Genomic DNA, 14,513 nt, shown 5'->3' on the forward strand with positions numbered 1-14,513 from the left:
GAGGTGAAGAAATGAAAAAGATAAATATAATTAAAATTACTATTTTTATTTCAATTATTATGATTCCTATTTTCACATTTAATCTTAAAAAGAACCAAATTTCAGAAATAGACAATAGAATGCTTACAGATATAGAAGATATTTTTAATGGGCAATCTGTAAAAGTAAATATAGAAAGTTATATAAATGATCGTATTGGATTAAGAACTAGTTTAGTTAATATATATACTAAGTCTATGGATGTTTTATTTGATGAAATGGTACATCCAAACTATCAATATGGAAAAGATGGATATGTATTTTCAAAGGTTAGCGAAAATGAATTTAATCCTGAATTTCAAGAAGTTTATGCAGATTTTATAGAAAAATTTGAAGATTATTGTATAAGTAGAGGTATAGGTTTCTTATATGCGGTAGAACCTAGTAAAGAAGTAGTGTATACAGAATATTTACCTGAAGGCTTTAATTATTCTAATGAAAATTTAGACTACTTTTTAAAGTTACTTTCAGAGAAAAATGTTAATTTTACTAATAATGTAGATAATTTATTAAAATATAAAAATGAAATTTTACTTTATGATAAAGAATATGATGCTAGACATTGGAATGAAACAGGAGCTATTGTAGGAATTTCTAATATATTAGAAGATTTAAACTTTATTGATAATAGAATAGGAAATTTTGATATAAATAATTATGAAGTTGTAGAGAGCGTTAATGGCAAGTTACCAAATTCTAACTTTGATATAAATGAAAAAACTATTAAATATAATTTGATTAATGATAATTCAAAAATGGTGAATGATTTCAATGCTGAATTAAGGCTAGATGAGAATTATCACAATTTCTCATATTATAAGAATGATGATAATAGAAATGGACCTAAAATATTGATTTTTGCAGGAAGTTATTTTAATGATAAAGAAAAATTTCTGACAAATAAATTTTCAGAGCTTATAAAAATACATAATTATAGAAATGTAATAGATTATGAGTACTATATTAATATTTTTAATCCTGATATTGTTTTATTCGAATCAACTGAATATACTCATATGAATTATTATTTTCCGTTAAATGGTATGAAAAATAAAATTTATAAAAAAAATATCATGGAGTATAAAGATTTAACAAATGATGATTTTGTGAAAGTCGAAAATACTTATTTTGACAAATCAAAGACTAGTATAACTAATTTTTCTATTCCGATTGAAAGCCAAGAGTTGTTGTATGCTTATGCAAATATAAATAATAGAATTTTAGATTGTAATATAAATAAACTAGATAATCAATCTTATATAGAATTTTCAATAATGACATCTGATTTGGAAAATGTTAATGGCTTTGATTTATATTTTATATCAAGTGATGAAAAACGATATGATAATGTATCAATTTATTTAAATTAAGTTGACTCATTAGTTGAAATATATAAATTTATAAAATTAAAAAACTAAAAATTATATAGTTTTATAAATTAATGAAGTTATAGGTGGAACTTAATCAAATAATGATTAAGTTCCACCTATAATATTTTCTCACTTGTTTTATTCTATTGAAAATAAGAATTTATGAAGTTCTTCTGTTGTTCCTTCTATATCTATATTAGTATGGTACATATCTGTAAATCCTGCACTTATTATATTTCCATCAGAAGGGAATCGCCCTTGTTCTATATTACTTAACCCCATCCTTAATGCTTTAGTTGATATGGAAATTATTTCACTATTAGTTAAATTAGTAGTAACTAAAGGAAGAATTTTATTTATCATTCCAGGAGCTTCAGTTAAACTTATATCCTTAAACTTAACAAATAAAGCATTTAAAACATCTCTTTGACGTTCAGTTCTTTTAAAATCTCTTCCGGCTGTATATCTAATTCTACAATAAGCAGAAGCTTGAGTACCATTTAAAAGTTGTGTGCCGGAGTTATATATATGTTCTGTAGTTGTTCCATTATTTTTATCTATGTTATCTATGTATCCATTTATATATTGAAGTTCATCTGGAGTAATTTCCATTTCAATACCACCAAGGGCATCTATTATCTTAGGAAGTCTTTCTAAATCTACTTGAATAAATTTATCTATTTTTAAATTAAAGTTATAATTTATAGCCTTTAATATGGAGCTTGGACCACCATCTAAAATAGTATAATTTAAGTTCATTTTACCACCATTAGGTAAGTCTAAATAAATATCACGCATTAACGAGCAAAGTTTAATTTTATTATTTTTAGTATCAATTGCAAGAATCATAGTTGCATCAGCAGCGCTAACATCGTAGATTTCTGAGAAATCACTTCCAAATAGAGCTATTGTTATAACGTCATCAGTTTCTTTTGGAGTTTCTTTACCAGTATCAACAACATCACTTCTATCAATACTAACTCTTTCTACTTTACTAGATAGATAATATGTATAGGAACCACCTATAGCAAGCATTAAAATAATTACAGATAAAACTGTAATAATAATTTTCATTTTTCTTGTAACTTTCCTCATTTACTCTCCCCCAAGATTATAATATTTTTAAATACTGATATATTATATCAGAAAGTAGGCGTTTCTGAAAATAAAAAGAAAATATTAGAATAAATTCAAAAAGCTAACAAGCATGAAATAATTCAAAAAGCTAATAAGCATGAAATGAATTTTGAAATATTATTTTAACGTAAAGAGTATTAGCTGATATGGTAAATTGTGTCTCTTTTATATAAGGTTGAATTACTTAATTTATATGATATAATAAGAAACGAATATTGTTTAAATTAATATAACAATGTTCATTTTTTTATTATATTATAATCTAGGGGGATATGGATGGATAATATTAATATAAATATCAATTCTGAAGCTGAGAAAATGGAAAGTAGAATAATATATAATTTATCTAAAAGATTTATAGATGTTATGGGGTCGTTAGCAGGAATAATAATATTAAGTCCTATATTATTAATTGTAGGTATATTAATAAAATTAGAGTCTAAAGGTCCTATAATTTTTGCCCAAAAAAGAGTGGGTTTAAATGGAGAAGAGTTTAAAATGTATAAGTTTAGATCCATGGTAGTAAATGCAGAAGAAATAAAGGAAAAACTGAAAGAAAAGAATGAAATGTCTGGACCAATGTTTAAAATAAAGGATGATCCTAGAATAACTAAAGTTGGGAAGTTTATAAGAAAAACTAGTATAGATGAATTACCTCAATTAATTAATGTACTTAAAGGTGATATGAGCTTAGTTGGACCTAGACCAAGCTTACCAAATGAAGTTAAAGAGTTTGAACATTGGATGTTAGAGCGCCTTGAAGTTAAACCAGGACTTACTTGTTTTTGGCAAGTTATGGGGAGAAATGAAATAGATTTTGAAAATTGGATGAAACTTGATATTAAGTATGTAAATGAGAGAAGTTTTTTGTTAGATATAAAGCTTATTATTAAGACATTTTTTGTTTTATTTGGAGATGAAAACGCAAGATAGAGGAGAGAAAAATGAAGATAGTTGTAGCAGGTACAGGATATGTAGGGTTGGTTACAGGGGCATGCCTTTCAGAAGTTGGACATAATGTTACTTGTGTAGATATTGATGAAAATAAAGTTGAAATAATGAAAAAAGGTATATCACCTATATATGAGCCAGGATTAGATGAATTGCTAAAAAGAAATTTTGAGTTAGAAAGATTAGATTTCACAACGGATTATAAAAATGCATATAAAGATGCTGATGTAGTATTTATAGGTGTAGGTACGCCTGAAAGAGAAGATGGTTCTGCAAATCTTGATTATGTATTTAATGTATGTAAGCAAATTGCAGAAAATGTAGAGAATGACTGCTTGGTAGTTGTAAAATCTACAGTTCCTATAGGAACTAATGATAAGGTTGAAGAGTATTTAAAAGAGAATGTTGTTAATAATGTAATTATTGAAGTTGCTTCAAATCCAGAATTCTTAGCTCAAGGAACAGCAGTAGTAGATACATTATATGCAAGTAGAATAGTTATTGGTGTTGAATCAGAAAATGCTGAAAATATATTAAGAACAATATATAATCCATTCAATCAACCAATAGTATGTACAAATAGAAGAAGTGCAGAAATGATAAAATATGCTTCAAATGATTTCTTAGCTCTTAAGATAAGTTTTATGAATGAAATGGCAAATGTTTGTGAAATAGTTGGAGCAAATATTGAAGATGTTGCAAAAGGAATGAGCTATGATAAGAGAATTGGAGACAAATTCTTAAATGCAGGGATTGGATATGGCGGATCATGTTTTCCAAAGGATACAAAGGCTTTACACTGGCTTGCAAATGATAATGGATATGAAATAAAAACTATAAAAGCAGCTATAGAAGTAAATGAAAATCAAAAGTTTAAATTATTTAGAAAAGCTAAAGAAAGATTTGGATCATTAAAAGGAAAAAGAGTTGCTGTGTTAGGCTTAACATTTAAACCAGGAACAGATGACTTAAGGGAGGCTCCCTCAATACCTAATGTAAGAAGATTGTTAGATGAAGGAGCAGAAATAATAGCCTATGATCCAGTAGGAATAGAAAATTTTAAAAAGAAATATCCTACTGAAATTAAATATACAGATAATCTGTATGAGGCAATAGAAGATGCAGACATGGCATTTATATTTACTGAATGGAAGGAAATAAAGGAAATTGATTTGGAGTTCTATAAAAATATGATGAAAACTTCAATAATATTTGATGGAAGAAATTGTTACAAATTAAGTGATGTAGAGAAATATGGTATTGAATATTATTCTATTGGTAGGAAAAATATAAACTAAAGATAAGTCTTAAATTTTATGTATTGTTATATTTAAGTATAAGGAGATAATATGAAAAAAGTTTGTTTTATAGCCTCAACAGGTGGACATTTTGAACAACTTATGATGCTCAAACCTTTAATGGATAAATATGATAGCTTTATTGTTACTGAAAAGACTAAATATTGTGCAGTTAAAAATAAAAGTAGAGTTCATTATTTAAAACAAGTAAATAGAGATGAAAAAACTTTTATTTTTAAAATGATTTACAATTTTTTAGTTTCAATTAATATATTTTTAAAAGAGAAACCTGACTTTGTAATTTCTACAGGAGCATTGGCAACTATACCAATATGTTTAGTAGCAAAGTTATTCAGAAAAAAAGTTATATTTATAGAATCCTTTGCTAAAATTAATTCCCCTACACTAACAGGAAGATTTGTTTATAAATTTGCTGATCAGTTTTATGTACAATGGGAGGAAATGTTAAAGTTTTATCCAAAAGCAATTTATAAGGGGGGGATATATTGATATTTATAACAGTAGGATCACAAAAGTTTCAGTTTAATAGATTATTAAGTGAGATAGATAAGTTAATTGGAGAAAAGAAATTAACTGAAGAGGTATTTGCCCAGACTGGATATTCTGATTACATTCCTAAAAACTATAAATATAAGGATTTTCTTGATAGAGATGAGTTTAAAGAAATTATGGAAAAATGTGATAAAGTTATAACCCATGGTGGAACAGGGGCAATAATAAGTGCTGTTAAGCAAGGGAAAAAAGTAATAGCTATTCCAAGATTAAAGAAATATGGAGAGCATGTAGATAACCATCAAATAGAGATAGTAAATCAGTTTTCAAATATGAATTTAATATGTAAGTTAGATAATCTAGTTAATATAGTTGATGCTATAAGATATATTGAAAATAGAGAGTTTAAAACATATTGTTCTAATACACAAAAAATAATTAGTTCTATAGAAAAATTTATTAATAATTAATATAGGAGAGAGTATGAGAGTCTTATTAATTTCAAATATGTATCCGAGTAAGGAAAATCCTCAATTTGGAATATTTGTTAAGAATTGCGAAGAAATTTTACTGAATAATAATATAGTTGTAGATAAAATTGTTTGCACTAAGAAAAAGAGTAAGATATCAAAAATATTACAGTATGTAACATTTTATATAAAGATACTATTTAGATTACTAACGAGTAACTATAGTTGTATATATGTTCATTATTTATCATTTTCATCTTTACCTATAATAGTTGCAAAAAAATTTAAAAAAAATATAGACATAGTAAGTAATGTACATGGAAGTGATGTAATTCCTGAAAATAGAAAGCATGGTATGTTAAATAATTTATCAAAAAAATGTGCAGAAATATCTAATAAAATAATCGTACCATCAAATTACTATAAGAATGTAATAATGGAGAAATGGAAGATTAAAGATGAGAAACTAAAAGTATTTCCATCAGGTGGAATAAATAAAGATATATTTAAACCAAAGGATAATATTTTAGAAATGAAGAATAAGTTTAATCTTGATACTAATTATAAATATATAGGGTTTGTAAGTAGATTAGATAAAGGAAAAGGATGGAATATATTATTAGATGCAATAAATGATATGAAAGATAGTGAGTATATTAAAAATTATAAATTCATATTTGTAGGTAATGGAAAAGAAGAAGTATTATTTAAAGAAAAAGTAGAAGAATTAAATATTGAAGAAAAAATAATACATATAGACTTTTTAGAACATTCAAAGTTATCTGATTTATATAATGCTTTAGATCTATTTTGCTTTCCAACAATGAGAGATAGCGAAAGTTTAGGACTTGTAGGAATTGAAGCTTTGGCTTGTGGAATACCTGTAGTTGCTAGTAATTTCGCTGGTCCGACTGATTATATATTAAACAATTATAACGGATATTTATTTCAAAAGGGAGATTATAAAGATTTAAGTCTTAAAATAAAAAGATATATTACATTAAGTAAAGATGAAAGGGATAAAATGAAGTCTTCAGCATATGAATCATCAATGAAATACTGGAGTGAAAATGTTCAAAAGGATTTGATTAATATTTTTAACGAGTATAAAAATTAATTCATTATAAGAATATATGGAGAAAACTATGGAAAAAACAAATATTAATAAATACGACTACAATATTTTATTATGGCTGTTTGCGGCCATTCCCTTAGTGGATTTTATAAATGGAAGTATAATAACTATGCTGAATTTTGGAAATGAAATAAGCATAGGTAAATTTTATAGAATTTTTACTATTATATTAATAGTTTATATAATAGTAAAATATTCAAATAAATTAGAGAAAAAAAGGCATATTGTTGGTATGTTTATAACAGGATTAATTATAATTGCTTATCTTTTGATATTTTTTTATTATCATAGAAGCTTTAAAGGAGTTATATATGATGCTGTGTCCATAAGCAAATTACTTTTAATTTTTATTATTATATATGGTATGTCTTTCTTATATAGAAAGAAATTGATAAATATAGATATAGTTAATAAAATTTTTAATTTTTATTTAGTTATATTTCCTTTTACAATGCTAGTACCATATATATTAGGTTTAGGAAGTCCTACATATAGTAGTGGGTTAGGGTATACAGGTTTATATTATGCTAATAACGATTTAAGTATAGTATTACTGATTTCTACTATTTACGGATTAAATAGTGTGATAATAAAAAGAAATGTAAAAACAATTATATTGTTTATTTTAAACTTAATATCATTACTTTTAGTTGGATCTAAAACTGGAATATTAGGATTACTTATAGCATTATTAGCTTATTTTATTTTTTATGGAAAAAAGGTAATTAAAACTAAAGTTATATCTAAAAAAAATATAGTAATAATTGCTATTTCTTTTATACTATTAGTTGGCTGTATCTTGGTATTATTTTATCCTGTGTTTAATAAAATGATGGATAGATTAATTTACTTTTATAATAAAGAAGGAAATATTTTTGCAGCTTTATTAAGTGGAAGAGAAAAGTTTTTATCTGTAGCAATAAAGAATCTTGCAAGAGAAAAATTTTTGGCTTTTAAAATACTATTTGGTGTAGGTTTTTTTTATAGAAATAATTGGGGAAAAGGTAGATTAGTTGAAATGGATTTAATGGATATATTCTTTTCATTAGGAGTGATAGTAGCAATAGTCATTGTTTATTATATAGTAAAATTATTATATGAAATGATTAAGAATTTAAATGAAAAAAATTTTGTTTTTTTTGTATGTATAAGTATAGTTCTATTATTTAGTTTTATTGCTGGGCACGTTGCTTTTTCAGCTTTATCAGGAAGTATTTTAGCATTGATGATAAGTGGGTATTATTTGTGCGATTTTAATAATGATTTTGATTAGAAGTAAAATTAGATTTTAAATATAGATTTATTAATTCTGAAAGGAAAGGTTATGTTTATAAGCGTTATTATACCTGTTTATAATGTAGAAGAGTATATTGAGGAGTGCTTAAATAGTGTTCTAAGTCAAACATTAACTAATATTGAGATTATAATAGTTAATGATGGTACTAAAGATAATAGTATGGAAAAAGTGTTAAAATATGACGACGATAGGATAGTTATATTAAACAAAGAAAATGGGGGGTTATCTTCTGCTAGAAATGAAGGTTTAAAGATAGCAAAAGGAAAGTATATATATTTTATAGATAGTGATGATTTTTTACTAAATAACAAATGTTTGGAGGAAATGTATAAGATAGCAGAAAAAGATTTTTCAGATATAATTGTTGGGAATGGTTATAAATACTATTCTAAAGATAATATGAAAGAATTATATAGAGATAAAAATTTATTTAAAAGGTCTGTTATGAATAGTAAAGATTTTTTAATAAAATTTATTAACTCTGACTCTATGCAAATTCCTGTATATTATAATATGTATAGAACTGATTTTTTAAAACAAAATAATTTGTTTTTCAAAGAAGGAAGAATACATGAGGATCAGGAGTTTATTACCAAAGCGTTCTTATTAAGTAATAATATTTCTATATATCCTAAAAGCTTTTATGCTTATAGACAAAGAGAAGGCTCAATTATGAGTGGTACAAAAAAGGATTTAAGTGTCCAGCATACTATAATGAATTGTTTTGAACTAGAAGAATATTATAATGAAAATATAGATGATACTGAATTAAGAAAAGTATTATTAAATAAATTAGTAAGTCAAATGCTTTATAGTTTTTCTAATGCTGAATATCAAAATATTGATAAAAGTTATAAACGTTTTTTGTTAAGAAATTCATATAATCTAAAGAATAAGATGAAAATAATAAGTTTTATACTATTTAAAAATTACTATTATAAGATATATAAAAAATACAAAATATAACTAAACTATATAGAAAATTTTGCGAATAACAGAAGGGCATACTATTGTATTATTCAAATTATTCAAATTTTTAAAATTTTCAAGAAATTAAGAGCTGTATTTGTAGGAGAAAAGTAATTAAATTAGATATAAAATTTTTAGTTAGTGCAATTTGTTTTGAGATAACTGAACTTAGTATAAATAGTCTTTTATTTCTTATGTAAAATTATTAGTTTGTTTTAATAGTTATTAGTCCATGTACTAAAGAAGATTATTAAATACATAACTAAATAATATCTTAATTAATAAAAGGAGTAAGTATGTCTGAATTAATTAGTGTGATAGTTCCGGTATATAATACTGAGAAATACATACGTAAATGTATTGAATCCTTATTAAATCAAACCTATAAAAGATTAGAAATTATTTTAGTTGATGATGGTTCACAAGATAGAAGTGGCGAAATTTGTGATGAATATAAATCTATAGACGAGAGAATAACAGTAATACATAAGAAAAATGGCGGATTATCTGATGCAAGAAATGTAGGAATAAAAATTGCTAAAGGTGAATATATTGCATTTTTAGATAGTGATGATTGGGTTGATATTAATTTATACTCTAGGCTTTATTCAATATTAAAAAAATATAGTGCCGAAATATCTATATGTAATTTTAAAAAGGTATTTGATGAAGATGATATTTTATCATCATCGGAGAAAATTTATAATTACTCAAATATCGAGGCTTTAGAAGAAATTTATGGTGAAAATTGTGCGCAAATGATAGTTGCATGGAATAAGCTTTATAAGAAAAATATTTTTAGGGGGTTGTATTACCCTAAAGGAAAGATACATGAGGATGAATTTTTAACACCTAAATTACTATATAGAGCTAACAAAATAGTATATATAGAAGAGGAGTTAATATATTACAGACAAACTCCAAATAGTATAATGAATAGTGAATTTAGCATTAGAAGGTTAGATTATTTAGAAATACTAGAAGAAAGAAATGAATTTATACAAAATAATGGATTAACTTCTATAGAAATTAAGTCTATAGAACGGCAGCTAAATTCTATTATTAATTACTATTTTAAAGTAAAAAGCTCTAGAATACATAATAAAGAAAATGTATCGAAAGACTTATATAACAAATTTATAAAAACTAGTAATAATATACCTAAGAAATTATTATTTAAATTTAAACTTAAAATATTTATTTTTAAGCTATCACCAAGAATATGTAAATATTTGTTTATAAGTTTAGAAATGCAAAAAATTATTGGTAACAGAAAGAGGAAATTTCATGATAAAAAAAGTTGTTAGAAGAATAATTAGCAGAGAGAAATTAAGTAAATTAAAATTCAATTTAAGTAATATATATAAGTATAAGTTTTCAAAATATAAAAATTATAAAAAAATAATTTTTATATTAACTCCCATTCATGGTAATATAGGAGACCAAGCTATAGCATATGCTACCAATAAATATTTAGAAGAGCAATTTGGTGAATATAAAATTTTAGAGTTTTATAGAGATGATATTTATAAATATGGTAAATCTATTAATAGTATATTAAATGATGATGATATAATAGTTCTTCATGGTGGCGGGAATATGGGAAACTTATATATTAAAGAAGAAGAAGCTAGAAGATTAGCAATAGAAATTTTTCCTAATAATAAAATAATATCTATGACACAAACTATTAATTTTAGTGAAGATGATATTGGAAAGAAAGAGTTAGTAAAATCTCAAATGGTTTATAGCAAACATAAAAATTTAACATTAATAGCTAGAGAAAAAAAATCATATTCTTTAATGAATCAGCTATTAGATGTAGAGAATATTATATTAAATCCAGATATAGTATTTTATCTTTCGGATATGTATACTTTTGATAAGAGTAAAAGAAATAGGATAATGACTTGTTTAAGAAATGATAAAGAGAGTGTTCTAGGAAATCAAAAAAATAATTTTATTAATAAATTAAATAGTGAATATAAAGATGTATTCAATTATGATACAAAGGTAGAAAGAAATGTAACAAAAGAAAATAGATATGAAGAATTAAAAGATATGTTTAATAAGTTTTTATCTTCAAAAGTAGTAATTACAGACAGATTACATGGAATGGTATTTTGTGTTATTACAAAAACTCCTTGTATTGTTACTAAATCTTTAGATCATAAAGTAATAGGCACATATGAATGGATTAAAGATTTAAATTACATAAAACTTGTAGATGATTTAAAGTTTGAAAATATAAGATTATTAATAGATGAGTTAATCAATATAGAAGAAGTTAATGAGATAAACTTTAAAGAAATATATTTCAATAAGTTAACAGATGAATTAAAGGGAGTAATCAATGAGTAAAGGGAGAGTTCAAAATTCTATAAGAAATGTATTTTTTTCTTTTCTTAATTTAGTTGTTACTTTTATTTTAAATTTTGTCAGCAGAACGATTTTTATATATGTTTTAGGAACTGAGTTTTTAGGTATTAATGGACTTTTCTCGGAAATATTAATGATGTTATCATTAGCGGATTTGGGATTAGGGAGTGCTATGGTTTATAGTTTTTATAAGCCACTAGCAGAAAAGGATAATAAAAAAATTATATCACTAATAAATACATATAAAAAAATATATACATATATAGCATTAGTAGTAACAATAATAGGAATAAGTATAATACCATTTCTTAATTATATAATTAAGTTAGATAAGCCAATAAATAATCTTAAGATATATTATATATTGTTTGTTTTAAACTCAGTAGCTTCATATTTATTCATTTATAAGTCATCTTTGTTAAATGCAGATCAAAAAGGATATATTATAGCTAAGTTTTCTATGGTATTTAATAGTATTAGAATAGTGGTGCAAGCAGTATTCTTATTAATAACCCATAATTATATTGTATACTTAATTGTTCAAATATTATTTACTTTAATAAATAACATTTTTATAGGATATAAAGTTGATAAACTATATCCTCATTTTAAAGGTAATTACAAATTACAGAAGGATGAAGCTAAAGGAATTTTCGATAATGTAAAATCAGTATTTCTATATAAGGTATCTGGAGTATTATTAAACGGAACGGATAATACATTAATTTCATTATTAGTAGGAACAATATATGTTGGTTATTATTCTAATTATAATATGATTATAGGAACTGTAAGCAAGTTCATTAATACAATATTTACAGCACTAACAGCGAGTATAGGTAATTTAATGACGGAGGATAATAATGAAAAGAGATTTAATGTATTTAAAATAATACAGACGGGAAGTTTTATTATTGGAGGGATTAGTACTATTTGTTTATATCTACTTATAGATGATTTTATTAATCTCTGGATAGGTAAGAATTTTATTTTTGATAAATTTACTTTAATGGCAATATTATCAAATTTTTATTTATCTTCAGTGCTTCCTCCGATTTGGATATATAGGGAAGCGGCTGGAATATTTAAAAAGACAAAGTATTTAATGTTGATTACAGCAATTATAAACCTGGTCATGTCCATAATACTTGGGAAGTTGTATGGTATTGGAGGAATTATAGCTGCTTCTTTAATTTCTAGACTTGTAACATATTTTTGGTATGAACCAATATTACTATATAAAATGTATTTTAATAGTAGTGTAAAAAAATATTTTATTTCACATTTATTAAATGTTATATTATTAGTAGGAGCTATTTTTACAGTAGATAAAGTAACTCAATTTATAGTAGTGCTAGAGTGGAGTACTTTTTTTATTAAGGCTGGATTAGTTTTGGTTTTATCTACAATCATATATTTTATTATATATAGTATGACTAAAGAGTTTAAATATTTAATTGAGTTAGGTAAAAATATGATATTAAAGAAATAAAAAGATATAGATGTAGGCTTTTCAGAACATGACGTCTATAATTGTTTTTAGATACATGTACCCTCCACTATCAATTAATTATAGTGGAGGGTATAAAAGTAACTTAGATCAAATATGGGCGGAGAGTATAAGTGATTTACAAGCTAGTGGTATCGATTTAATAATTGGTGTAGAGATAATAATGTTACTGCTATTCAATATTATTAATGGATTAAAAGATGAATACTAATGATAATAAAATTGTTGAAGACAAGGAAATTTAATGGGCTGAGATATCATTAGCAGTACAAAGAAATTAGGAGTCCGCTTAGCTGCGAGCTCCATTTAACTATATTATAATTTATTTATTTTTGAAATGAGCTATTTTCTTAATCAATTACTGTTTTATATCGTTAAATATATAATCTCTCATTTGTTGTTTAGCAGTTTCTAAATCGAAGGTTAAATAATAAACTCCATTTATCATAGCACCTTCTCCATATCCATCTCTAGGGAATCTATCTTGTTCTAAATTATTTCCTATACTAAGAACTTTTGTACCTAATGAAAGAATATCAGCAGCATTTAAATTAGTTTGAACATAAGGTAAAACTTCATTTAATAAAGAATTATAAGAAGATACTGAAGTAGAAGTTAACTTATTAAATAAAGCGTCTAGTACTGTTCTTTGTCTTTGAGTTCTTTCATAGTCTCCACCGCTAGTATATCTTATTCTTGAATAAGCAAGAGCTTGAGTTCCATCTAAGTGTTGAACTCCAGAAGAATATATATGCGCTGAATTTGTTCCATCCTTATTATTAATATCATCTATATAACTATTAATATATTCTAATTCTTCATTTGTAATCTCTATATCAACGCCACCAAGTATATTAATTATTTTAGGTAATGATGAGAAGTTAACTGTTACAAAATCCTGAATATTTAAACCAAAGTTTTCATTTATAGTTTTTATTGAAAGTTCAGGACCACCATAAGCATAGGCATGGTTTATTTTATCTTGTCCATATCCATCTATGTATACATAAGAATCTCTCATTATAGAAGTTAGTTTAAGTTTATTATGGATAGGGTCTAATGTTGCAATCATAATTGCATCTGAACGACCGGCTTCACCATCAGTAGCATCGACACCGAATAAAGCTATATTTGTTATTTTATCAGCTGTAGTATACTCCTTAATTTCATCTTCTACAATTCCTAAGTTATCTTTATCAATATCAACAGTATCCATTTTATTTAAAAGTCCTACAAAATATCCTCCACCAACTACTGCTAGTGCAAGTAATACACATAGAAATCCTATAAATATTTTAAAGCCAATAGATTTCTTTTTTTTCTTTTTATCTTTTTTATTAACTTCATTATTATTAAATTTTGGCATATTCACACTCCCTTTCAAATTATTATTTTATCATAGTATATGCATTTCTTTCAATTAAGTAATGTAAAAGTAAGAAATA

The 14,513-nt window shown here is 24.7% G+C and carries 14 protein-coding genes; 12 read left to right on the forward strand and 2 right to left on the reverse strand.

Annotation, left to right across the window (positions count from 1 at the left end; genetic code table 11):
- Positions 1–11: 11 nt before the first annotated feature.
- Positions 12–1,409: an alginate O-acetyltransferase gene (locus ACQPUY_RS06570; RefSeq protein ID WP_430840346.1), complete on the forward strand. Its 1,398-nt coding sequence runs from the start codon at positions 12–14 to the stop codon at positions 1,407–1,409.
- Positions 1,410–1,547: 138 nt separating this feature from the next.
- Here the strand turns inward: ACQPUY_RS06570 and ACQPUY_RS06575 are convergent, their stop codons facing one another.
- Positions 1,548–2,504 (reverse strand): LCP family protein, encoded by a 957-nt coding sequence (locus ACQPUY_RS06575; RefSeq protein WP_430840347.1) that lies wholly within the window; start codon positions 2,502–2,504, stop codon positions 1,548–1,550.
- Positions 2,505–2,822: 318 nt separating this feature from the next.
- Here ACQPUY_RS06575 and ACQPUY_RS06580 point away from each other — a divergent pair, with 318 nt between their 5' ends.
- The 11 genes from ACQPUY_RS06580 to ACQPUY_RS06630 all read left to right on the forward strand — a co-directional run bounded on the left by ACQPUY_RS06580 (position 2,823) and on the right by ACQPUY_RS06630 (position 13,279).
- The gene (locus ACQPUY_RS06580) at positions 2,823–3,479 is read left to right on the forward strand and encodes a sugar transferase (RefSeq protein WP_430840348.1); all 657 of its coding nucleotides are present in this window, start codon (positions 2,823–2,825) and stop codon (positions 3,477–3,479) included.
- Positions 3,480–3,490: 11 nt separating this feature from the next.
- Complete coding sequence (locus tag ACQPUY_RS06585) at positions 3,491–4,795, forward strand: UDP-glucose dehydrogenase family protein (RefSeq protein ID WP_430840349.1); 1,305 nt, start codon at positions 3,491–3,493, stop codon at positions 4,793–4,795.
- 51 nt (positions 4,796–4,846) lie between these two features.
- Positions 4,847–5,305 carry a PssD/Cps14F family polysaccharide biosynthesis glycosyltransferase gene (gene pssD, locus ACQPUY_RS06590; RefSeq protein WP_430840350.1) on the forward strand — a complete coding sequence of 153 codons (459 nt, stop codon included), beginning with the start codon at positions 4,847–4,849 and terminating at the stop codon, positions 5,303–5,305.
- A complete protein-coding gene (pssE, locus tag ACQPUY_RS06595; protein WP_430840351.1) occupies positions 5,302–5,778 on the forward strand; it encodes a PssE/Cps14G family polysaccharide biosynthesis glycosyltransferase in 477 nt (158 codons plus the stop codon). Before pssD ends, pssE begins: the two co-directional genes overlap by 4 nt.
- Before the next feature lie 13 nt (positions 5,779–5,791).
- The gene (locus ACQPUY_RS06600) at positions 5,792–6,895 is read left to right on the forward strand and encodes a glycosyltransferase family 4 protein (RefSeq protein WP_430840352.1); all 1,104 of its coding nucleotides are present in this window, start codon (positions 5,792–5,794) and stop codon (positions 6,893–6,895) included.
- A 28-nt stretch (positions 6,896–6,923) separates the two neighbouring features.
- Positions 6,924–8,186, forward strand: a complete 1,263-nt coding sequence (locus ACQPUY_RS06605; RefSeq protein WP_430840353.1) for an O-antigen ligase family protein — start codon at positions 6,924–6,926, stop codon at positions 8,184–8,186.
- Positions 8,187–8,237: 51 nt separating this feature from the next.
- A complete protein-coding gene (locus ACQPUY_RS06610; RefSeq protein WP_430840354.1) occupies positions 8,238–9,176 on the forward strand; it encodes a glycosyltransferase family 2 protein in 939 nt (312 codons plus the stop codon).
- A gap of 299 nt (positions 9,177–9,475) precedes the next feature.
- On the forward strand, positions 9,476–10,486 hold the full coding sequence (locus tag ACQPUY_RS06615) for a glycosyltransferase family 2 protein (protein ID WP_430840355.1): 1,011 nt from the start codon (positions 9,476–9,478) through the stop codon (positions 10,484–10,486).
- Complete coding sequence (locus ACQPUY_RS06620; RefSeq protein WP_430840356.1) at positions 10,467–11,540, forward strand: polysaccharide pyruvyl transferase family protein; 1,074 nt, start codon at positions 10,467–10,469, stop codon at positions 11,538–11,540. The genes ACQPUY_RS06615 and ACQPUY_RS06620 overlap by 20 nt, the downstream gene beginning before the upstream one ends.
- Positions 11,533–13,050, forward strand: coding sequence for a lipopolysaccharide biosynthesis protein (locus ACQPUY_RS06625; protein WP_430840357.1), 1,518 nt, complete (start codon positions 11,533–11,535; stop codon positions 13,048–13,050). The genes ACQPUY_RS06620 and ACQPUY_RS06625 overlap by 8 nt, the downstream gene beginning before the upstream one ends.
- A gap of 55 nt (positions 13,051–13,105) precedes the next feature.
- Positions 13,106–13,279, forward strand: a complete 174-nt coding sequence (locus tag ACQPUY_RS06630; protein WP_430840358.1) for a hypothetical protein — start codon at positions 13,106–13,108, stop codon at positions 13,277–13,279.
- Between the two features lie 147 nt (positions 13,280–13,426).
- Here the strand turns inward: ACQPUY_RS06630 and ACQPUY_RS06635 are convergent, their stop codons facing one another.
- The gene (locus ACQPUY_RS06635; protein WP_430840359.1) at positions 13,427–14,434 is read right to left on the reverse strand and encodes an LCP family protein; all 1,008 of its coding nucleotides are present in this window, start codon (positions 14,432–14,434) and stop codon (positions 13,427–13,429) included.
- Between the last annotated feature and the right edge of the window lie 79 nt (positions 14,435–14,513).

It is taken from the genome of Clostridium nigeriense, assembly GCF_050585245.1.
Taxonomy (GTDB): Bacteria; Bacillota; Clostridia; order Clostridiales; family Clostridiaceae; genus Clostridium; species Clostridium nigeriense_A.

Coding starts and splice junctions, on each gene's coding strand:
- ACQPUY_RS06570 (WP_430840346.1), top strand. CDS start 12: ATGAAAAAGATAAATATAATTAAAATTACTATTTTTATTTCAATTATT.
- ACQPUY_RS06575 (WP_430840347.1), bottom strand. CDS start 2,504: ATGAGGAAAGTTACAAGAAAAATGAAAATTATTATTACAGTTTTATCT.
- ACQPUY_RS06580 (WP_430840348.1), top strand. CDS start 2,823: ATGGATAATATTAATATAAATATCAATTCTGAAGCTGAGAAAATGGAA.
- ACQPUY_RS06585 (WP_430840349.1), top strand. CDS start 3,491: ATGAAGATAGTTGTAGCAGGTACAGGATATGTAGGGTTGGTTACAGGG.
- pssD (WP_430840350.1), top strand. CDS start 4,847: ATGAAAAAAGTTTGTTTTATAGCCTCAACAGGTGGACATTTTGAACAA.
- ACQPUY_RS06600 (WP_430840352.1), top strand. CDS start 5,792: ATGAGAGTCTTATTAATTTCAAATATGTATCCGAGTAAGGAAAATCCT.
- ACQPUY_RS06605 (WP_430840353.1), top strand. CDS start 6,924: ATGGAAAAAACAAATATTAATAAATACGACTACAATATTTTATTATGG.
- ACQPUY_RS06610 (WP_430840354.1), top strand. CDS start 8,238: ATGTTTATAAGCGTTATTATACCTGTTTATAATGTAGAAGAGTATATT.
- ACQPUY_RS06615 (WP_430840355.1), top strand. CDS start 9,476: ATGTCTGAATTAATTAGTGTGATAGTTCCGGTATATAATACTGAGAAA.
- ACQPUY_RS06620 (WP_430840356.1), top strand. CDS start 10,467: ATGATAAAAAAAGTTGTTAGAAGAATAATTAGCAGAGAGAAATTAAGT.
- ACQPUY_RS06625 (WP_430840357.1), top strand. CDS start 11,533: ATGAGTAAAGGGAGAGTTCAAAATTCTATAAGAAATGTATTTTTTTCT.
- ACQPUY_RS06630 (WP_430840358.1), top strand. CDS start 13,106: ATGTACCCTCCACTATCAATTAATTATAGTGGAGGGTATAAAAGTAAC.
- ACQPUY_RS06635 (WP_430840359.1), bottom strand. CDS start 14,434: ATGCCAAAATTTAATAATAATGAAGTTAATAAAAAAGATAAAAAGAAA.